Origin of the sequence: Roseobacter sp. GAI101 (genome assembly GCF_000156335.1) — a bacterium.
GTDB lineage: Bacteria > Pseudomonadota > Alphaproteobacteria > Rhodobacterales > Rhodobacteraceae > Sulfitobacter.
In genome coordinates, this window is the sequence record NZ_DS999213.1 from 2483113 (window position 1) to 2503072 (window position 19960).

The 19960-nt window shown below is 60.1% G+C and carries 21 protein-coding genes and 2 riboswitches; of the genes, 5 read left to right on the plus strand and 16 right to left on the minus strand.

Annotated features, from left to right (window positions below; translation table 11 throughout):
- Positions 1-3 precede the first annotated feature (3 nt).
- The 4 genes from petB to RGAI101_RS11570 form a co-directional block, all read right to left on the minus strand.
- Positions 4-1347 (minus strand): cytochrome b, encoded by a 1344-nt coding sequence (gene petB / locus RGAI101_RS11555; RefSeq protein WP_008226911.1) that lies wholly within the window; start codon positions 1345-1347, stop codon positions 4-6.
- A 12-nt stretch (positions 1348-1359) separates the two neighbouring features.
- Positions 1360-1920, minus strand: coding sequence for a ubiquinol-cytochrome c reductase iron-sulfur subunit (gene petA / locus RGAI101_RS11560; RefSeq protein ID WP_008224884.1), 561 nt, complete (start codon positions 1918-1920; stop codon positions 1360-1362).
- A gap of 173 nt (positions 1921-2093) precedes the next feature.
- Positions 2094-2705 (minus strand): glutathione S-transferase, encoded by a 612-nt coding sequence (locus RGAI101_RS11565; RefSeq protein WP_008227565.1) that lies wholly within the window; start codon positions 2703-2705, stop codon positions 2094-2096.
- A 67-nt stretch (positions 2706-2772) separates the two neighbouring features.
- On the minus strand, positions 2773-3396 hold the full coding sequence (locus RGAI101_RS11570) for an FMN-binding negative transcriptional regulator (RefSeq protein ID WP_008229206.1): 624 nt from the start codon (positions 3394-3396) through the stop codon (positions 2773-2775).
- A 66-nt stretch (positions 3397-3462) separates the two neighbouring features.
- Positions 3463-3617: riboswitch (FMN riboswitch) on the plus strand.
- 83 nt (positions 3618-3700) lie between these two features.
- On the opposite strand from RGAI101_RS11570, the gene RGAI101_RS11580 reads away from it, so the two are divergent.
- Positions 3701-4135: a 6,7-dimethyl-8-ribityllumazine synthase gene (locus RGAI101_RS11580; protein WP_008226896.1), complete on the plus strand. Its 435-nt coding sequence runs from the start codon at positions 3701-3703 to the stop codon at positions 4133-4135.
- Between the two features lie 19 nt (positions 4136-4154).
- Here RGAI101_RS11580 and dxs read toward each other — a convergent pair whose 3' ends face one another.
- The 5 genes from dxs to RGAI101_RS11605 all read right to left on the minus strand — a co-directional run bounded on the left by dxs (position 4155) and on the right by RGAI101_RS11605 (position 8590).
- Positions 4155-6083 (minus strand): 1-deoxy-D-xylulose-5-phosphate synthase, encoded by a 1929-nt coding sequence (gene dxs, locus RGAI101_RS11585; protein WP_008225396.1) that lies wholly within the window; start codon positions 6081-6083, stop codon positions 4155-4157.
- Between the two features lie 17 nt (positions 6084-6100).
- Positions 6101-7006, minus strand: coding sequence for a polyprenyl synthetase family protein (locus RGAI101_RS11590; RefSeq protein ID WP_008229107.1), 906 nt, complete (start codon positions 7004-7006; stop codon positions 6101-6103).
- The gene (locus RGAI101_RS11595; protein ID WP_008226091.1) at positions 6993-7235 is read right to left on the minus strand and encodes an exodeoxyribonuclease VII small subunit; all 243 of its coding nucleotides are present in this window, start codon (positions 7233-7235) and stop codon (positions 6993-6995) included. The genes RGAI101_RS11590 and RGAI101_RS11595 overlap by 14 nt, the downstream gene beginning before the upstream one ends.
- A 144-nt stretch (positions 7236-7379) precedes the next feature.
- Positions 7380-8081, minus strand: a complete 702-nt coding sequence (locus RGAI101_RS11600) for a response regulator (RefSeq protein WP_037228074.1) — start codon at positions 8079-8081, stop codon at positions 7380-7382.
- Positions 8078-8590 carry a MarR family winged helix-turn-helix transcriptional regulator gene (locus tag RGAI101_RS11605; protein ID WP_037228077.1) on the minus strand — a complete coding sequence of 171 codons (513 nt, stop codon included), beginning with the start codon at positions 8588-8590 and terminating at the stop codon, positions 8078-8080. Before RGAI101_RS11605 ends, RGAI101_RS11600 begins: the two co-directional genes overlap by 4 nt.
- A gap of 162 nt (positions 8591-8752) precedes the next feature.
- Here RGAI101_RS11605 and RGAI101_RS11610 point away from each other — a divergent pair, with 162 nt between their 5' ends.
- Entirely contained in the window at positions 8753-9622 is an 870-nt protein-coding gene (locus RGAI101_RS11610) for a branched-chain amino acid aminotransferase (protein ID WP_008226696.1), read from the plus strand.
- An 86-nt stretch (positions 9623-9708) separates the two neighbouring features.
- Here RGAI101_RS11610 and RGAI101_RS11615 read toward each other — a convergent pair whose 3' ends face one another.
- The 3 genes from RGAI101_RS11615 to aroC all read right to left on the minus strand — a co-directional run bounded on the left by RGAI101_RS11615 (position 9709) and on the right by aroC (position 12967).
- Entirely contained in the window at positions 9709-10656 is a 948-nt protein-coding gene (locus RGAI101_RS11615) for a cyclase family protein (protein WP_008227288.1), read from the minus strand.
- 130 nt (positions 10657-10786) lie between these two features.
- Positions 10787-11764, minus strand: a complete 978-nt coding sequence (locus tag RGAI101_RS11620; RefSeq protein WP_008227306.1) for a DMT family transporter — start codon at positions 11762-11764, stop codon at positions 10787-10789.
- A 102-nt stretch (positions 11765-11866) separates the two neighbouring features.
- Positions 11867-12967, minus strand: coding sequence for a chorismate synthase (aroC, locus tag RGAI101_RS11625; RefSeq protein ID WP_008228819.1), 1101 nt, complete (start codon positions 12965-12967; stop codon positions 11867-11869).
- A 90-nt stretch (positions 12968-13057) separates the two neighbouring features.
- Positions 13058-13156: riboswitch (TPP riboswitch) on the plus strand.
- 34 nt (positions 13157-13190) lie between these two features.
- Here aroC and thiB point away from each other — a divergent pair.
- The 3 genes from thiB to RGAI101_RS11640 are packed head-to-tail and all read left to right on the plus strand — an operon-like array spanning position 13191 to position 16379.
- Positions 13191-14168, plus strand: a complete 978-nt coding sequence (gene thiB, locus RGAI101_RS11630) for a thiamine ABC transporter substrate binding subunit (RefSeq protein WP_008225783.1) — start codon at positions 13191-13193, stop codon at positions 14166-14168.
- Complete coding sequence (locus tag RGAI101_RS11635) at positions 14144-15700, plus strand: thiamine/thiamine pyrophosphate ABC transporter permease ThiP (protein ID WP_037228079.1); 1557 nt, start codon at positions 14144-14146, stop codon at positions 15698-15700. Before thiB ends, RGAI101_RS11635 begins: the two co-directional genes overlap by 25 nt.
- On the plus strand, positions 15687-16379 hold the full coding sequence (locus tag RGAI101_RS11640; RefSeq protein ID WP_008227327.1) for a thiamine ABC transporter ATP-binding protein: 693 nt from the start codon (positions 15687-15689) through the stop codon (positions 16377-16379). The genes RGAI101_RS11635 and RGAI101_RS11640 overlap by 14 nt, the downstream gene beginning before the upstream one ends.
- Here the strand turns inward: RGAI101_RS11640 and RGAI101_RS11645 are convergent, their stop codons facing one another.
- The 4 genes from RGAI101_RS11645 to RGAI101_RS11660 all read right to left on the minus strand — a co-directional run bounded on the left by RGAI101_RS11645 (position 16380) and on the right by RGAI101_RS11660 (position 19948).
- Complete coding sequence (locus RGAI101_RS11645) at positions 16380-16967, minus strand: exopolysaccharide biosynthesis protein (protein WP_254655269.1); 588 nt, start codon at positions 16965-16967, stop codon at positions 16380-16382.
- Positions 16968-16977: 10 nt separating this feature from the next.
- Positions 16978-17832 (minus strand): SDR family oxidoreductase, encoded by an 855-nt coding sequence (locus RGAI101_RS11650; RefSeq protein ID WP_008225692.1) that lies wholly within the window; start codon positions 17830-17832, stop codon positions 16978-16980.
- Positions 17833-17835: 3 nt separating this feature from the next.
- A complete protein-coding gene (locus tag RGAI101_RS11655) occupies positions 17836-19098 on the minus strand; it encodes a glycosyltransferase family 4 protein (RefSeq protein WP_037228080.1) in 1263 nt (420 codons plus the stop codon).
- A 70-nt stretch (positions 19099-19168) separates the two neighbouring features.
- Positions 19169-19948, minus strand: coding sequence for a carnitinyl-CoA dehydratase (locus RGAI101_RS11660; protein WP_008228103.1), 780 nt, complete (start codon positions 19946-19948; stop codon positions 19169-19171).
- Between the last annotated feature and the right edge of the window lie 12 nt (positions 19949-19960).

Below are 19960 nucleotides of genomic sequence, written 5' to 3' on the forward strand. Positions count from 1 at the left end.
TCCTTATTCAGCCGGGTTTACGAGCGTCTTGGAGCCGCCTGTTTTCGCAGCTTTATTCTTGGCGAAATCAGCTTCGATCGTGTCAGGCTGTGCCATCGGCTTTTCGATCACACCCAGCAGAGGCAGGATCACCAGGAAGTAACCGAACCAGTAGGCCGACGCGATCAGCGACAGGCTGGCATAGGGTTCTTCCGCAGGCATCGCACCCAGCCACATCAGAGCAAAGAAATCGACGACCAGCAGCGCAAACCACCACTTGAACATGGGACGGTACCGGCCCGACCGCACAGAGGACGTGTCCAGCCACGGCACCAGCGCCATTACGGCAATCGCACCGAACATCGCCAGAACACCGAAGAACTTGGCGTCGATGATGCCGCCGGTCACGAAGGACGCAATCTGCACGACCCATACTTCGGCAGTGAAGGCACGCAGGATCGCGTAGAAGGGCAAGAAGTACCACTCAGGAACGATGTGCGCAGGTGTCGAAAGCGGGTTCGCCTCGATGTAGTTATCGGGGTGGCCCAGGTAGTTCGGCATGAAGCCTACGATGGCAAAGAATACCGCCAGGATCACGGCCAGCGCGAACAGGTCCTTCACAACGAAGTAGGGCCAGAACGGCAGCGTGTCTTTTTGCGCTTCTTCTTTGGAACCGCGACGCACCTCTACACCGGTTGGGTTGTTGTTGCCCGTGGTGTGGAACGCCCAGATGTGCACGATCACCAGACCGGCAATCACGAAAGGCAGAAGGTAGTGCAAGCTGAAGAAACGGTTCAGCGTGGCGTTATCCACCGCAGGTCCGCCCAGCAGCAATGTTTGCAGGCTTTCACCGATGAACGGGATCGCACCGAACAGACCGGTAATAACTGTCGCACCCCAGAAGGACATCTGACCCCAAGGCAAAACGTAGCCCATAAAGCCGGTTGCCATCATCAGAAGATAGATCAGCATGCCGATGATCCATGTAATCTCGCGTGGTGCTTTGTAGGACCCGTAATAGAGACCGCGGAAAATGTGGGCATAAACCGCGACGAAGAACAGCGAAGCACCGTTCATGTGCAGGTAGCGCAGCATGTAGCCGCCGTTTACGTTGCGCATGATGTGTTCGACCGACGCGAAAGCCTGGTCGACATGCGGCGTGTAGTGCATCGCCAAAACGATACCGGTGACGATCTGCAGCGCCAGACAGAATGTCAGGACGATGCCCCAGATCCACATCCAGTTCAGGTTCTTTGGTGTGGGGATCATCAATGTGTCGTACAAAAGTCCGACAACTGGCAAACGGGTGTGCAACCACTTTTGCCCGTCTGTCTTCGGCTCATAATGGTCGTGAGGAATTCCAGCCATTCTAGTTCTCCCTTAACCCAGTTTAATCGTGGTTTCGTCCACGAATTCAGCAAGCGGCACCGGCAGGTTGCGTGGCGCTGGCCCTTTGCGGATACGACCCGCGGTATCGTAGTGCGACCCGTGGCAAGGGCAGAACCAGCCGCCAAAGTCACCCGCATCGCCCAAAGGCACACAGCCAAGGTGCGTACATACACCCATCATGACCAGCCATTCTTCCTGACCGGCCATGGCACGGTTTTCATCGGTTGCAGGCGCGCCCGCTGCAATGTTGGCATTTTCAGCCTCGGGATCGGGCAGTGCCGAAACATCTACGGCCCGTGCTTCTTCGATCTCTGCTTCCGTGCGGCGGCGGATGAAAACCGGCTTGCCCAACCACTTGACGGTCAACTGGGTACCAGGCTCGACCGCCGAAACATCGACACGAATCGACGAAAGCGCTTTGACATCCGCTGACGGGTTCATCTGATTGACCAACGGCCAGACCGCCGCGCCGACGGCGACCGCACCTGTACCTGCTGTGGCGTAATAGAGGAAATCCCTCCGGGTGCCTGCGTGATCTTCTGCTTGGGACACGGGTTAACTCCAAATCAAGGGCCGATCCGGCCATGAAAATTTCGGGCGACGTCGAAACGCAACCATAATTCTGTCGGTATCTAGCGGGATGGACGGCGCGCGTCCAGATGCGTTTCCGCGCAAACCGTCGCAGGGTGGCGTTGAGAACACGTTAAAGCCTCCCTTTTCCGCGTTTAAGCCTTGGGCGGCGCAGTTGCCTGCATCGAATCACGCGAATCAAAGCTGCGCGCCCAATTTGCCAGGGCATCATTGCCCTTGCGCCAGTTCCGGGCATCATGGCGGAAATCAAGATACCCAAGCGCGCAGCCGACGGCGATCTGGCCCATATCAAGGGGCCCTGACAGCTGGCTGACCCAACGGGTGTTCAGCGCAGCACAGGCACGTTCGATCTTGCCCCACTGGCCTTCGATCCATTCCGGCATCTGTTTGTCTTCGGGGCGCATCCGGCCCTCGTAAACCATCGACAATGCAGCATCCAGAATGCCATCTGCCGTCGCCTCAAGCGTCAGGGTATCCCAGCGGCGCGCACCTGCCGGATATAGCATTCCGCCAGCGCGATCATCCAGATAGGCACAAATCACGCGGCTGTCATAAAGCGTCGGGCCTTCGGCGCGCTCAAGCGCGGGCACCTTGGCCAGGGGGTTCTTCGACAGCAGCGCCGCGTCAGGTTTCAGGGGCGTGGTGTTCATCGTCTCAAGCGTGACGTCGTCGATCTGGCCTGTCTCGTGCAGCAGCACCATGACTTTGCGGACGTAGGGCGATGTCGGGGAATAATAAAGCTTCATGACTGTCTCCTCCAAGAATTGACCCGACTATCGCGACCAAATCCGCCCTGTGCAATCGCTTGTTTGATCAACTGCCGATCGTGTCACGCATCAGCGCCGCGATGATTTCCGTATCAGATCCAAAGCCATGCGCCGCGACCCCTTGCGATGCCTCGAGGCGCGCGGCATCGGATTTGTTCTGGCTCAGCTTCCATGTGCCATCCACACCGGTGATTTTCATCCGGCAGGGCACGATCATGCGCATCAGCTTTTCCATCGTCTCGGGCTGCATCTTGGCCGTGGTCCAGGGGGCTTTCGGCAAAAGCCGCCCCTCGTAGGCGGCGGATTGGCGGTCGAGCAGAGACAACAGCTCCTCGGGCGGGCGCAGTTCCAGCACGCCCGTCAGATGTACCGCAACGTAATTCCACGTTGGAACCTGATCTTCGATGCCATACCAATCGGGCGAAATGTAAGTATCGCCGCTCGTGACCGCGATCTTCACATCCAAAGGCTCGGCTAGCGCACGCGCAATCGGGTTCGACCGCACCAAGTGCAATTCGGCCATATCCCCCGCTTCATTCAACAAAAACGGCACATGGCTTAGCATCGGCGCGCCGGCCCCACTGGCCGCCAGAATCCCGAAACCACGGTCGCGGGCAAAGGAGATGTTCCGCGCCGCATCGGCATCATGGTAGATCGGATTGGGGTGCATCGCCTTCGGCCTTTCGTAAACAGTCGTTTTTCACCTTGCAGACGCCCGCCCGCCTTGGCAACGTGCAAACATTCTCAGGGCGGGGTGAAATTCCCCACCGGCGGTATGTGGCCTTGCGTCACCAGCCCGCGAGCGCAGCGTGCCCTTCTTTGGGCCGCTGGTCAGCAGATCTGGTGCGATGCCAGAGCCGACGGTCATAGTCCGGATGGAAGAGAATGCGGTTGCGCGGTCCTTGAACAGGGGCCGTTCGCAATCGTGATCGCCTTGGGTGACTTGTGTCGCTGACGAAATAAAGGAGATCACCATGACACACACCCGCTATGCTTTTATCAAGGCCCGTTGGCATGCCGATATCGTAGATCGTGCCTATGACGGGTTTACCGAAACGATCCCCGCCGATCAGATCGACGTGGCCGAAGTGCCTGGCGCGTTCGAAATGCCGCTGATGGCGCAGACCCTTGCGGAAACGGCAAAATACGACGCGATCATCTGCGCCGCCTTTGTTGTCGATGGCGGCATCTACCGCCATGATTTCGTCGCCGCTGCCGTTGTCGACGGCCTGATGCGGGTGGGCCTGGACACTGGCGTGCCGGTGCTGTCGGTATCCCTGACGCCGCATCAATATCAGGAAACCGACCACCATAACGCGATCTATCGCATGCATTTCATTGAAAAGGGCCGCGAGGCAGCCTCGGCGGCGCTTAGCATCGTCGCGGCATACCGTTCAATCGGTGCCTGAGAAAACGCGGGCCTGCGCGTCAGGCCCGCTGTGCACCAAGGCTGGCAATGCCCAGCACATCAAGCACCTTCGCTTCGATCTGTTCGGCATTCATGCCCGCGACCGCGTACATGTCTTCGGGGCTGGCCTGGTCGATGAAAGTATCTGGCAGGACCATTGACCGGTACTTCAGACCGACGTCAAACACCCCCTCATCGCTCAGCAATTGTGCGACGTGACTGCCAAAGCCGCCGACGGCCCCTTCTTCGATGGTGATCAGGGCCTCGTGTTCCGCGGCCAACGACAAAATCATCTCGCGGTCCAATGGCTTGGCAAAGCGCGCGTCAGCGATCGTCGGCGTGATCCCCTTGGCGCGCAGGGCTTCTGCGGCCTTTTCAACCTCGGCCAGACGCGTGCCAAAGGACAGCAGCGCGACGCGCTTGCCCTCTGTGATGATCCGGCCCTTACCGATTTCAAGCGGCACACCGCGTTCGGGCATGTCGACACCGTTGCCCTCGCCGCGCGGAAACCGAAACGCAATCGGCCCGTCGTCATGGGCAGCGGCGGTGGCGACCATATGCACCAACTCGGCCTCGTCTGCGGCGGCCATGACCACGAAACCCGGCAGGTTCGCCAGAAACGCCACGTCAAATGCACCGGCATGGGTCGCACCATCGGCCCCGACCAACCCGGCGCGGTCAATCGCGAAACGCACCGGCAACCGCTGGATTGCCACATCATGCACGACCTGATCATACCCGCGCTGCAAGAACGTCGAATACATCGTGCAAAACGGCTTCATCCCGCCCGCAGCCAGTGCGGCGGAAAACGTCACGCCGTGCTGTTCTGCAATACCCACGTCAAAGCACCGGCTGGGATAGCGTTCGGCAAAAAGGTTCAGGCCGGTGCCATCCGGCATGGCAGCGGTCACGGCACAAATCTTGTCGTCACGCGCAGCCTCGGCAATCAGGGTATCGGCGAACACGCGGGTATAGCTTGGCGCGTTGGACGGCGCTTTTTTCTGCTCGCCCGTCAAGACATTGAACTTGGACGTCGCGTGGCCCTTGTCGCGGGCAGCCTCGGCGGGCCCGTATCCCTTGCCCTTTTTGGTGATGACATGGATCAGGGTCGGCCCCGTGGCCCGCGCCTTGACCGTGCGCAAGACCGGCAACAGCTGGTTCAGATCATGACCGTCAATCGGCCCGATGTACGAAAACCCCAACTGTTCAAACAAGGTACCGCCCACCGTCATGCCTTTCAGCATATCCTTGGCGCGTTTCGCCCCTTCGCGGAACGGACCGGGCAACATGCTGACCGCGCCTTTGGCGACCGCCTTGAACTCCTGAAACGGCTCCTCGGCGTAAAGACGGCTCAGATAGGCCGACATCGCACCAACAGGCGGGGCGATCGACATCTCGTTGTCGTTCAAGATCACGATCATCCGCTTTTGCAGATCGCCCGCGTTGTTCATCGCCTCGTACGCCATGCCGGCAGACATCGACCCGTCACCGATCACCGCAATCGCATCACCAAGACCCTCTGGCACCACGCCGCCCAGATCACGCGCCACGGCAAAGCCCAAAGCGGCACTGATCGAAGTCGAACTATGCGCGGCCCCGAACGGATCGTAGGGTGATTCGCTGCGCTTGGTGAAGCCGCTCAGACCGTCCTTCATCCGCAAGGTGCGGATACGGTCGCGCCGTTCGGTCAGGATCTTGTGCGGGTAACACTGGTGCCCCACATCCCAGATCAGCTTGTCGCGCGGCGTGTCGAAAATGGCATGGATCGCGACCGTCAATTCGACCACTCCCAACCCGGCACCCAGATGCCCGCCGGTCTCGGACACGGCGGAAATCGTTTCGGCCCTCAGCTCATGGGACAGCTTGACCAGTTCGGCATCGGAAAACCGCTTCAGGTCCGCCGGGCGATCCACTTGGTCAAGCAAGGGTGTTTCAGGTCGATCAGTCATCTCGGGCCTCCGGCGGCTCAGCTTTTGCGCGCAATAACGAAACGCGCAGCATCCCGCAAGGTTTCCGCATCGTCGCCATAAACTGCCAAAGCCTCGCAGGCCGTCTCGATCAAGGCCTGCGCGCGTTGCTTTGCAGGTGCCAACCCCAGCAAGGATACAAAGGTCGCCTTGCCCGCACCGGCATCCTTGCCAACGGCTTTGCCGACCGTTTCGGCATCGCCCTCGATGTCCAGAATGTCATCGGCAATCTGAAAGGCCAGACCCAGATCACGCGCATAGCGCTGCAAGGGCCGTGGATCATCACGCGCCATGACAGGTCCGGCAGTCGCCGCCCATTCGATCAAGGCCCCCGTCTTGCCGGCCTGTAATGTGGTGATCTGGTCCAGCGTCAACGGCACCGAAGCGCTTTCAGCAGCAATATCCAACGCCTGCCCCCCGACCATGCCGCGCACCCCCGATGCATGTGCCAACCCTGCAACCAGCGCGACGCGCCCGGCGTCTGAACATCCGGTCTGTGCCGCCAGCTCAAACGCCAGGGCCTGCAACGCATCGCCAGCCAAAACCGCCGTCACCTCGTCCCATTTGACATGAACAGTCGGCTGGCCGCGCCGCAGATCGTCATTGTCCATGCAGGGCATGTCATCATGTACCAGCGAATAGGCATGCAGCGCCTCGATCGCGCCTGCTGCCGGGGCCGCCTGTGCATCCATGACCCCATGCAACCGTGCCGATTCGATCACCAGAAACGCCCGCAGGCCCTTGCCACCCGTCACCGCATAGCGCATCGCCTCGGCGATTTGGCCGTCCACCCCGCCTAGCCCGTGCAAGACCTGACCCGTCGCCAGATCGGCAGCCTTCCCAAGCGCCTCCTCAAACGGGCGACGCGTCAGCTCCGCCTGCATCGGGATATCAAATCCCGCCAACGGCCGTCACCCCGGCGGGATTGCCATCGCCATCCAAGGTAATCTGCGCAACCTTCTCTTCGGCTTCCTTCAACTTCGCCTCACAGCGCTTCTTCAGCGCAGCGCCCCGCTCATAAAGCGCGATACTCTCGTCCAACGCCACGTCGCCACGCTCAAGCTGGCCCAAGACCTTCTCAAGCTCGGCCATCGCCGCCTCAAAGCTCATCTCTTCCACAGCAGTTTCCGTCATCTCGGCCTCACCTCAATATTCAAGTTTGAAAAACCATAACCCGTCACGGCGACCTTTTCCAGTGACGCGTCCCAACTTCTCTGGCTCAAAAATATCCCACGGGGGTTTGGGGGTGTGAAACCCCCATTCAACAGTCGGCTAAAATCAATCCGGTGCCAACATATAACCAGCCCCACGCACCGTCTGAAGATATCGCGGCTGCTTGGGGTTATCCTCGATCTTGCGCCGCAACCGGGTGATCTGGACATCCACGGCCCGCTCCTGCGCCTGCCCGCGATCACGGCCAAGCTCCTCGACCAGCATGGACCTGCTCAGCGCCGCCCCGGGTTGCGCGGCAAAGATGCGCATCAACTGAACCTCGGTCGCGGTCAGCCGCACCAGATCGTCACCCTGCCAAAGCTCTCCGCGCTCGATATCATAGCGGATCTGGCCCATCGACAACACCTTGGGCGCCGTATCCGCCACGCTTGTATCGGGCATCCGCCGCAAGATCGCGTTGATCCGCAGCAGCAGTTCCTTGGGCTCGAACGGTTTCGCCAGATAATCATCGGCACCGGCCTCAAGCCCTTCGATCCGGTTGTCCGTCTCGCCTTTGGCGGTCAACAAGAGGATCGGCGTTTGCATCTTTTCGCGCAGATGGCGGGTCAGGCTTAACCCGTCTTCACCGGGCATCATTACGTCCAGCACGATCAGGTCAAAATCCAGCCCCGCCAGAATGCGCCGTGCATGGGCAGCATCCCGCGCCGCGGTGACCAGAAAGCTGTGGCGCATCAGAAACTTCTGCAGCAACGTCCGGATACGTTCGTCATCATCGACGATCAGCAGATGCGCGTCCATATCGCTCACGCGCCATTCTCCTTGAGCTTGGTATAGCTGTGGCGCATTTCAGGGTCCATCATCGCCTCCAGCACGGTGCGAAACCCAGCGACGGCCTCGGGCCCTGCATCCCGAAAGGCACCCCGCATCCGCACCCGCTGCGCATCGGATAAGGTCTGCTCAAGCGCGCGCCCTGCCTCGGTCAGATACAAATGCCGCTCCCGTTTGTCCGTCTTGCCCACTTGGCTTTTGACAAGACCATCCGCGATCAGAGTGCGCAACACACGATTGAGGGATTGTTTTGTAACACCCAAAAGGCCCAGCAGATTGTTCACCGTCGTGCCGGGGGCGCGGTTGATGAAATGGATCGCCCGGTGATGCGCACGCCCATAGGCCATGTCGACCAGAATACGATCCGGATCAGCGGTAAAGCCGCGATACGCGAAAAACATCGCCTCGATCGCCTGGCGCAGTTGTTCATCCGTCAGGAACAGAAGGTTTTCACCTGAATAAGAAGATGCGCCGCGTCCGTCTGCCATGGTTTTCTCTCCTGCTTTGGGGCCGGACTTTACGTCAGGGTTGTTGACTTTCCAAGTCTCAAAGGCTATCGAACGCCAAGTTTTGCGTAATAAAATGTCCGCTACGGACATTATCTGCGCAACATTCGTAAAGTTTACGACAAATCAAAGGGAGGATACACCATGGACGGCGCATATGATGATCGTGACGGCAAAATTTGGATGGACGGTAAGATGGTCGATTGGCGTGATGCAAACGTCCATATCCTGACCCATGCCATGCACTACGCCTCTTCTGTGTTTGAAGGCGAGCGGTGCTATAACGGCAAGATTTTCAAAGGCCGCGAACATTCCGAACGCCTGCGCAAATCGGCCCAGTATCTGGATTTTGAAATCCCCTATACGGTCGATGAAATCGAGGCCGCAAAATACGAGATGCTCCAGGCCAACGGCTGGACCGATGCCTATGTGCGCGCCATTGCATGGCGCGGTGCCGGTCCCGATATGGGCGTTTCCGCTGCGCGCAACCCTGTGCGTCTGGCGATTGCCGGTTGGGAATGGGGCAACTACTACGGCGACGCCAAGATGAAGGGTGCCAAACTCGACATCTCCAAATGGAAGCGCCCCTCGCCCGAGACAATCCCGGTGCATGCCAAGGCCGCCGGTCTTTACATGATCTGCACGACTTCCAAGCACGCGGCCGAAGCCAAAGGCTGTTCTGACGCGTTGTTCATGGACTACCGTGGCTACGTCGCCGAAGCGACCGGCGCAAATATCTTTTTCGTCAAAGATGGTGAAGTGCACACGCCACTGGCCGACTGCTTCCTGAATGGTCTGACGCGGCAAACCGTGATCGGGATGCTCAAGGAAAAGGGCCTGACCGTCAACGAACGCCGCATCATGCCGGAAGAGCTTGAAGGGTTTGAGCAGTGCTGGCTGACGGGTACTGCCGCCGAAGTCACGCCAGTTGGTCAGATTGCCGATTACACTTTCGAGGTTGGTGCGCTGACCCGCGACATCTCTGAAGAGTACGAAAAGCTGGTTCGGTCCTGATCCGCTAATTCTACGGTTCCAGTAAGAAAACGGCGCGGGTCACCCCCGCGCCGTTTCCAATTTCAAGGTCGATCTAGCACAATAGTCTAGTACAGGGCGACGGGGTTGATCATCGCCTGAACCGTGCCTTTGATCAGCGGCTGCCCCAAGATAAACATGAATTCCTTGACGCCATCACGCACCAGCGGGCCGGTGTTCATCGTCTCGAGAATATAGATGCCGTTGTCCTTCAGCAGCGTGACGTGCCCGTAGAAAACCTTGTCGCCTTCTTTGGCCGGGATCGCCTCAAGGCCCCAGGTGTCCGCCCCCACGGCCATCGGGTTCATCGACGCCACATAAACAGCGCCCTCATTGTTCAGGCCCGGTTCGGTTGACCCCCATGCCGTCGGATCGCTTTCCAACATGCCATCGGTCCAGCCGGTGTGGAACATGACGATATCGCCCTCGTTGACAGTGACCTCCTGGGCCTCCATCGCGGCCTTGATGTCTGCCTCGCCGAAATGCTCTCCAGCGGCCATCACGTCCTTGCCGAAGTGCTTGGCCATGTCGACGATCACGGCGCGGGCAACCAAGGGCGGCACTGCATGGGTCCCAAGCTTGGTCAAACCGCCGATCGCGGAAATTTCCTTTTCATCCAGACAGTTGTAGTATTGGCCGTTCTCGCCCAAATGCCCCAACCCGTCCAGTTGCGACCCGATGCCGATCCACGTCTGGATGATATCGTCGTTGTAGTTGCCCTCGTAGCCAAAGGCGGACAGTTTCTGCCCCCCTTGCTGGTTGGGTTGCACGATCTGCAAGTTCAAGGATCTTGGGGGAAATGCGGGCGTATCGGGGCCGATCACGATCCCGAGCGGCATGGATTTCCCCTGCTTGATCAGCTTTGCCGCCTCCAGCGTCCGCTCTGTGCTGACCAGGTTGGCCGAGCCGATCTGATCTTCGGCACCCCATTTCGACGGTGCACACTCCTGTGCGAAAACGCCGGTGGCCGCCAAGCCCAGTACAAAACTCGCGGTAATAATCGATTTTGAAGTCATGTTTTTCCTCCCAGAAAAGAAAGTGTGCGGACCATTCTTTGGCGATGATTCCACACGGCTAAAAATTTAGCCTAACACAATTTCTACTTGGGCGCGTTATTTCGTGAAACGCGACGCAACGTCTGTCAGATCAGCTTGGGGTGCCCTGTGGCGTGCTGCTGGCCTTGGCCTTGGACCGGTCCAGCCCCAGTTGTCGTTCGCGCCAGATGATCAGCACGCCACCGGTCATCACAAGGCCTGCACCGATCAAAATCGCAGGCGTCGGGATTTCGCTGAAGATCAGCCAGCCGATCAGCGTCGCGAAAATCATCGAAGCATAATCGAAAGGGGCCAGCATCGACACGGGTCCGAAACGGAACGACGACGTGATCATGATCTGCGCGACCCCGCCAACCAGACCCGAACATATCAAAAGCAGACCGACCGGAAGCCCCGGCATGATCCAGGTCAGCGCAGGCCAGTCCACCAGCATCCCCAAAGGCAGCGTCAGGAAGGACAGGACAGTAGCGGTGAGCGAGAAGAAGAACACGATGGCTGCCGTGCTGTCCGTCTGGACCAGACGGCGGACGTGGACCTGCACCAACGCCCGCATGATCGACGCGCCCAAAACCATGAAGGCCCCCAATGTCGCCATCTGCGAAACGGCATCGCCGCCGATGGTAAAGCGCGGGTAAAGCACGATCAAAACGCCAACCAAACCGACGGCGACCGCGGAAAGACGAAACAGGCGCACGCGTTCACCCAGAAATAACGCAGCGAAAACGACGGTAAACAAGGGCGTGGCATAGCCGATTGCGGTCACCTCGGGCAAGGGCAGCAGGCTGAGCCCGCCAAAGGTAAGACCCATTGCGGTGGTACCGAAAATACCTCTCCAGACATGGCCCATCAGGTTGGACGGCTTCAACCCATGACGCAAATCACCGCGCTGCCAAAGCCACAGGATGATCATCGGAAAGGCAAAGAACGACCGGAAAAAAACGGCTTGTCCGGCGGGCACGGTTTCGGTCGCGATCTTGATGATGGCGGCCATGACCGTAAACAGGAATACAGCCCCAAGCTTGAGCGCAATGGCCCGTCCGGGGCGGTGTTCTATCGAAGTAGCAGCCATTCGCGATGCTTGCGCCGCTGTTCGCGGAGTGCAAGACCTTGCGGGCAGCATGCCGGAGTTTTCGAAAATTCCGATCCGAAAAATTCGAACTTTTCGGCTAACTTAGCCTATGATGCCCTGATTTTCGCCAACCTGCCCCCGGTGCAGCAGCATGTGATCCAGCAGCACGCAAGCCATCATCGCCTCGCCCACCGGAACCGCCCGAATCCCGACGCAGGGGTCGTGGCGCCCCTTGGTGATAATCTCGGTATCCTCACCCGATTTCGTGATCGTCTTGCGGGTGGTCAGGATGCTTGAGGTCGGCTTGACCGCGAAACGCACGACAATGTCCTGCCCCGTGCTGATCCCGCCCAGAATACCACCCGAATGGTTCGACGAATAGACCGGGCCATCCGGCCCCATGCTGATCTCGTCCGCGTTCAATTCGCCGGTCAGCATCGCTGCGGACATGCCTTCACCGATCTCAACGCCTTTGACGGCGTTGATGCTCATCATCGCGGCGGCCAGATCGGTATCAAGCTTGCCATAGACCGGCGCACCAAGGCCGGCGGGCACACCGCGTGCCGTCACCTCGATGATCGCGCCCACGGATGATCCGGATTTGCGCAGACCATCCAGATATGCCGCCCAATCCTCGGCCGCCTTTGCGTCGGGCACCCAGAACGGGTTCTGTTCGATCTGGTCCCAGTCGAACGCATCACGATCAATCTTGTGCGGTCCCATCTGCACCATATAGCCGGTGATCTGCACATTCGGGGCAATCGCCTTGATCGCCTCGCGGGCCAAACCGCCAGCCGCTACGCGCGATGCCGTTTCGCGCGCCGAAGACCGCCCGCCACCGCGATAATCGCGAATGCCGTATTTCTGGAAATAGGTGATGTCCGCGTGGCCGGGGCGAAACTTGTCCTTGATGTCCCCGTAATCCTTTGACCGCTGGTCGGTGTTTTCGATCATCAACTGGATCGGCGTGCCTGTGCTGACCCCCTCGAACACACCCGACAAAATACGCACCTCGTCGGCTTCGCGCCGCTGGGTGGTGTATTTGTTCTGGCCCGGCTTGCGCTTGTCCATCCACTGCTGGATCATGCTTTCCGTGATCGGCACGCCGGGGGGGCAGCCGTCAACGGTGGCCCCCAAGGCTGGCCCATGGCTTTCGCCCCAGGTGGTCACGCGGAAAAGATGGCCAAAGCTGTTGATCGACATCGGGGTCTCCTTTGCTGCCGACACTTAACGGTGCCGCCCCGATGCCTCAAGGGATTTCGCCTTGCGCCCCACGCACAAGCGTTCTACCGGTAAGGTACCTCGGGGGGCCTCTGGCTGAGATGTGCATCGCACGGACCCGTTGAACCTGAACCGGTTAACACCGGCGGAGGGAAGGTCTGGACATCACTCCAACGCTTTCTGACGCCGCATTTTGGAGGATGCCATGAAGTATCTTACACTTGCTGCCACCACGTTCCTTGCAACCTCGGCCTATGCCGACACGCCTGAACTGGTGGTCTATACCTATGACAGTTTCGTTTCCGACTGGGGCCCCGGCCCGGTGATCGAAAAAGCGTTCGAAGAAACCTGCGAATGTGATCTGAAGTTCGTCGGCATGGGCGACGGTGCCGCATTGCTGGCCCGTCTCAAGCTTGAGGGCGCGCGGTCGGACGCCGATGTGGTGCTGGGCCTGGACACCAGCCTGATCGCCGCGGCCAAGGAAACCGGCCTGTTTGAACCGACATCTGTCACCGCCGACTATGATCTGCCGATCGCATGGAACGACGACAGCTTTGTGCCCTACGACTGGGGCTATTTCGCCTTTGTGCATGGCACAGACCTGACGCCACCTACGAATTTCAAGGCGCTGGCTGACAGCGACCTTAAGATCGTGATTCAGGACCCGCGGTCCTCCACCCCCGGTCTGGGCCTGCTGATGTGGGTCAAGGCCGCCTATGGCGACGACGCCCCTGCAATCTGGGAAGGGCTGGCCGACAATGTCGTGACCGTGACCAAAGGCTGGTCCGAAGCGTATGGCCTGTTTCTTGAGGGCGAGGCGGACATGGTGCTCAGCTACACCACATCTCCCGCCTACCACCTGATCGCCGAAGAAGACGCGACCAAATCCGCCGCCGCTTTTGACGAAGGCCACTACATGCAAATCGAAGTTGTCGGCAAACTGTCGGGCAGCGATCAACCTGATCTGGCTGATGCCTTCATGCAGTTCATGGTCTCGGACGCGGCGCAATCGGTGCTGCCCACGACCAACTGGATGTACCCCGCCGTGATACCGGCGGACGGCCTGCCAAAAGGGTTCGAAACGTTGATCACCCCTGAAAAAGCATTGCTGGTGCCGAATGACGCCGTGCCCGCGCTGCGCGAAAAGGCTTTGGCTGAATGGCTTTCCGCCCTCTCGCAATAAGCACCAGAACAGGGGCCAGCGCTGCCATTTCGGTGGTGGCGCTGGTTTTTGCCGCCTTGGCAGCGGTTGCATCGCGTGCCGAATTCGGCAGCGGTCTGGGGTCGGCGGATTGGGCGGCGATACGGTTCACCGCCATGCAGGCGTTGCTGTCTGCGCTGATCTCGACGCTGCTGGCTATTCCGGTCGCGCGCGCCTTGGCGCGACGCAGGTTTTGGGGGCGCGGCGTACTGGTAACCCTGCTTGGCGCGCCATTCATCTTGCCGGTGATCGTCGCCGTGCTGGGGCTGCTGGCCGTGTTTGGCAGGGCGGGATGGCTGAATGCCGGGCTGTCTGCCATCGGGATGCCAACCGTTTCGATCTACGGGCTGCACGGCGTCGTGCTGGCCCATGTTTTCTTTAACCTGCCGCTGGCCACGCGGTTGCTGCTGCAAGCATGGCACACCCTCCCGGCCGAAAGGTTTCGCCTTGCAGCCCAGCTGAACCTGACCCCGCGCGCCGTATTCCTGAGCCTTGAATGGCCGATGCTGCGGCAGATCGTGCCGGGGGTGGCGGCGTTGATCTTTGTGATCTGCCTGACCAGCTTTGCCGTGGCTTTGACCCTTGGGGGCGGGCCCCGCGCCACGACGATCGAATTGGCGATCTATCAGGCATTCCGGTTCGATTTCGACCTAAGCCGCGCGGCGCTGTTGTCGCTGGTGCAACTTGGGTTGGCGGGCGGTGCGGCGGTTCTGGCGCTTTGGATCATCCCTTCGGTCAGTCTTGGCGGCGGGCGTGACCGGCCCCTGCGGCGGTGGGATGCGCGCGGTGGATGGCAGCGTATCCCGGACATCCTGGCGATCGGGACCGGTGCCGCATTCTTGCTTCTGCCCCTTTGCGCCGTGGTCTGGCGCGGGCTGCTTGGTCTGCCGGCAACGCCGACGAGCGTTTGGCTGGCCGCCGGCACGTCGATTGGGGTGGCTCTGACCAGCGTCGTTATCCTTTTGGCGCTGGCCTTGCCGCTGGCAGGTTGGATCGCCTCGGCCCGGCAGGGCGGGATTGAGGGGGTGGGCTTGTTCGGCCTTGCCGCCTCACCGCTGATGATCGGGACAGGGTGGTTTATCTTGATCAATCCTGTGGCGGATCCCTTTGCGCTGGCCTTGCCCGTGACGGCGCTGGTCAACGCGCTCATGGGGCTGCCCTTCGTGCTACGCATTCTGGTGCCCCCCCTGCGCGATACAGTGCAGGTGTATGGGCGATTGTCCCAAAGCTTGGGGCTGCAAGGCTGGCCGCTTTGGCGATGGGTGATCCTGCCGCGCCTGCGCCCGCAGATCGGCTTTGCCGCCGGGCTGACGGGGGCGCTGTCGATGGGGGATCTGGGGGTAATCGCGCTGTTTGCCGACCCGGATCGTACCACCCTGCCCTTGCAGATGTACCGCCTGATGGGCAGCTACCAGATGGAGGCCGCATCGGGGGCTGCCCTGATCCTGCTCGGATTGTCATTGGGCATATTCTGGGCTTTCGACAAAGGAGGACGCTGGCATGCTGACGCTTGAAAACGTGGTGATCACCCAGGACGGGTTCACCCTGAGCGCTGATCTGTCGATTTCACCTGCCACGAAATACGCTGTCATCGGTCCATCGGGTGCGGGCAAATCGACGCTGCTAGGCGGGCTGTGCGGCTTCATCCCGATCACCAAGGGCAAATTGCTGTGGCAGGGAACTGACATTACCGACGCTGCCCCCGGTGCGCGACCCATGACGATGCTGTTTCAGGACAACAACCTGTTTCCGCATCTCAGCGTCTTGCAGAACGTCGGGCTGGGCCTGCGCCCCGACCTGCGGCTGTCAAAAGACGACAGGGCCAAGGTTGAAACAGCACTTTCCCGTGTCGGTCTCGCGGATCTGGCAACGCGCAAGCCGGGTGCCTTGTCAGGCGGACAGCAAAGCCGTGCCGCCCTCGCGCGCGTGCTGGTTCAGGCCCGGCCCTTGGTGCTGCTGGATGAACCGTTTGCCGCTTTGGGGCCTGCCTTGCGCAACGAGATGCTGGATCTGGTGCATGAACTGGTAACCGAAACCAAGGCCAGCCTGATCATGGTGACCCATGCCCCCGAAGACGTACGGCGCATCGCGGATCAGGTGATCTTTGTCGCGAATGGCCATGCCGCAGCGCCCCAACCGGCAGCCGCGTTGATGGACAATCCGCCACCGGAACTGCGCGCCTATCTGGGCTGATCAAAAAACAACCACGTAGAATACCGCCGCTACGCTGATCATCGACAGATAGCCCAGCAGCACATAAAGCCCGTCGCGCGTGAACAGGCCAAAGGCGAACAACGCCACCGTCCCGCCCCCGAACGAGGACGCGAAGGGCACGAATTCGAGCAGTGGCCAGCCCATCGGCATGATCGTGCAGGTCAGCAAGGTCATCATCCGCATCGGGCCTGTCGTCAGGAACTGCAAGCGTTTGCCGGAATGGCGGTCAAAGAACGCGCAGGGTTTGCGCAACCACCCGACCGCTGTCCGCAAATGCGACGACCCCAAGCGTTTGTTTAACAGGAATTCAGGCAGCCAAAGGCGTTTATTCCCGAAAAGCGCCTGCGCCGACAGAACGATCACCAGAACTGCGATAAAGCTTGAGACGCCGACCACACCGGACAGCGGCGACACCAGCAGCAGGGACGCCAGCAGGATCATCGGCGTGATCGACCGTTCACCGAATTCGTCCAGAACATCACGCAGGGCGACATCGTCGCTTGCCGCCGCGTGTTCCATCCCGTCCAGAAGATGGTTCAGACTGTTTTCATCGGCAGATCGCATCATAGCCCCGGCTTCAGCTTTCCGAGGCCACCATGGCTGCCAACCCGACGCGGTAGGTCGGGAAGCTCGGTTGCCAACCCAACGCCTGTTTGATCCGGTCGTTCCGTACCTTTTTGCTTTCCGCATAGAAACTGCGCGCCATCGGGGTCATGTCCGCATCTTCGATGGCGATGGCGGGTGACACGGGCAGGCCCAGCAATTCGGCGGCATGGGCGATAACGTCTTCGGGCGGGGCGGGGTCATCATCGCAAAGGTTGTAGATCGCACCCGGATCAGGGTGGTGCAGCGACAGGTCAAGCGCCTGCGCGATGTCTGCGACGTGAATGCGCGAAAACACCTGCCCGTCCTTGATGATGCGCCGTGCCGTGCCCGCGCGGACCTTGGCAAAGGGGCCGCGACCGGGCCCGTAAATGCCAGCCAGCCGAAAGATATGCAGGGGCAGATCAGGGATCGCCTGCCAGCGCGCCTCGGCGGCGACGCGGGCATGACCGCGCTTGGTGGACGGGGTCAAAGGCGTGGTTTCATCCACCCAATCGCCGCCATGATCGCCGTAGACGCCTGTGGTGGACAGATAGCCAAGCCAGCTCAGGTTGGGTGCGGCGCGGGCAATGTCGTCGGCAACCGCGTTCAGCACGGGATCACCGTCAGGCCCCGGCCCAGCAGAGACGAGGATATTCGGGACTTCGGCAATCAACGCGCCCAGATCGGCCCCCGGCCAGACGACGGGTTCAACCCCGGTTGCCGCAATTTCATCTGCGTTGTCGGCGCTGCGGGTGGTTCCCAGAATGCGCCACCCTTGCGGGATCAACCGCGCGGCCAACGCCCGTGCGCTGTAGCCGTGGCCGATGGAAAGAAGCGTCTTGTCCAAATTCTAACTCCGATTCAGCGGCAGCGTGATCCGCTTGTCTTGTGGTAGCAGATCGTTCATCTGCGCAATATGTTCGGGCAGGCATTTGGTCATGAAATCATACGTCTTGACCACATGTTCGCGCGCAGCAGGGCCAAGATGGGCGTATTTCGCGGGCGTGGCCAACACGTCAATCACCTGATCGGCCAAGGCTTGGGGGTCGAAGAAATCGAACAACAGACCGGTCTCACCATGGGTGATCGCCTCGCGGACCGGAGCCACGTCAGACGCCACGATCGTCGCCTCCATCGACATGGCCTCCAACAGCGACCATGACAGCACGAAGGGCATCGTCAGATACAGATGGCAGCGGCTGATCTGGATGACCTTCTGGTAGTCGTCATAAGGCAGCTTGCCCAGAAAATGCACCCGGCTCCAATCTATGTCCTTGCCGACTTCGGCCTCCATCTCGGCGCGCAGACCGCCGGGATGTTTGCTTTTGCCGCCATAGGAGGTGTCATTCCCCCCCAGCACCAACACCCGCGCATCGGGCCGTTCGCGCAGCAGTTTCGGCAGGGCACGCATAAAGACATGAAAGCCGCGGGTGCGTTCAAGGTTGCGGGTCACATAGGTGACGATTTCATCGTCACGGGTCAGGGCGCGGTCCAGCCGTCCCAGTTTCAGCTGCACATCGGGGTTCGGCTTTAGCTGATCAGTGCGGATGCCGTCGTGGCAGACATAGAGCTTGTCATGAAAGCTTTGCGGGAACCGGTCGCGCTGCCAGAAAGTCGGGCTTAGCCCGATGTCGACCGTTTCGATATTGGCCAGCGGCACGGCGTTGCGCGCATGAAGCAGGAACGGCGTGTTCTCGGACACGGGTTCCTCGGGGTCAAAGCCCACCGGGCCGCCGCTGTCACTATAGTAATATTCGAAAAAGCCGATGATCGGCACGTCTTTCCAGACCTCCTTGAAAAAGGTCAGCTCGCCCCAGCCTATATGCCCCACCACGATATCGGGTCGAAAGCCTTCGGTCTTTTCGATCATCTTGGCCGCGCGGGCCGCCCCCAGACCGTTGCCCGCGGATTCCTCCCAATTCCGGGACAGGCCATAGGCGTCCTTGGCGGGCTTGTGATGGCTTTGGTAAATCCGGGTCTCGACCCCCTTGAAATGGGGCGGTTTCTGCCTCTGGGTCAGGAAATAGATTTGATGTTCGCCAGTGTCCGCCAGCCACTGCACCAGCTCGCGGTACTGGCCGGGCATGTTCTGGTGCACAAACATAATTTTCATCGGGGCCGCCTGGTTTCAGATGCTCGCCGCTCAGTTAGCGCGAGCACCGCGTTGTTTGCAAATAGTGACGTTATTTGCCCTTCCATACAGGGTCGCGTTTTTCGGTAAAGGCGCGGGCACCCTCCATCTGGTCTTCGGATGAATAAAGCGTGTCGATCGACGCCAATTGCCTGCCGGTGATGCGGTTCATCGCGTCCTGGAATTTTGAATCTTCGGCATCCCGCACGATTTCCTTGATCGCGGCGTAAACCAGCGGCGGGCCAGAGGCCAAAAGCCGCGCCAGTTCCCAGGCACGGTCCAGTAATTGATCAGCCGGAACGATTTCATTAACCAAGCCCCAGCCTTTCGCCTCTTCGGCGTCGAACCAGCGGCCCGTCAGCAACAGCTCCATCGCGATGTGATAAGGGATGCGTTTGGGCAGCTTGATGCTGGCAGCGTCGGCCACGGTGCCGGACCGGATTTCCGGCAGGGCAAATGTCGCGTGGTCCGCAGCAAGGATCATGTCGGCGCTCAGCGCCAGTTCCAGCCCCCCGCCGCAGGCTATGCCGTTCACCGCAGCAATCACAGGCTTGTTCATGCCGCGCAATTCCTGCAACCCGCCGAAACCGCCGACGCCGTAATTGCCATCGACCGCATCACCGTCAGCGGCCGCTTTCAAATCCCAACCGGGGCAGAAAAACTTGGGGCCCGCCCCGGTGATGATCGCGACCCGCAAATCGGGATTGTCGCGAAAGTCGCGAAACACCTCTCCCATCAGCCGCGAGGTTTCCAGATCAATCGCATTCGCCTTTGGGCGGTCCAGCGTGACCAGCAAGATGCTTCCATCGGTTTGGGTTTTGACAACACTCATCGTGTATTCCTT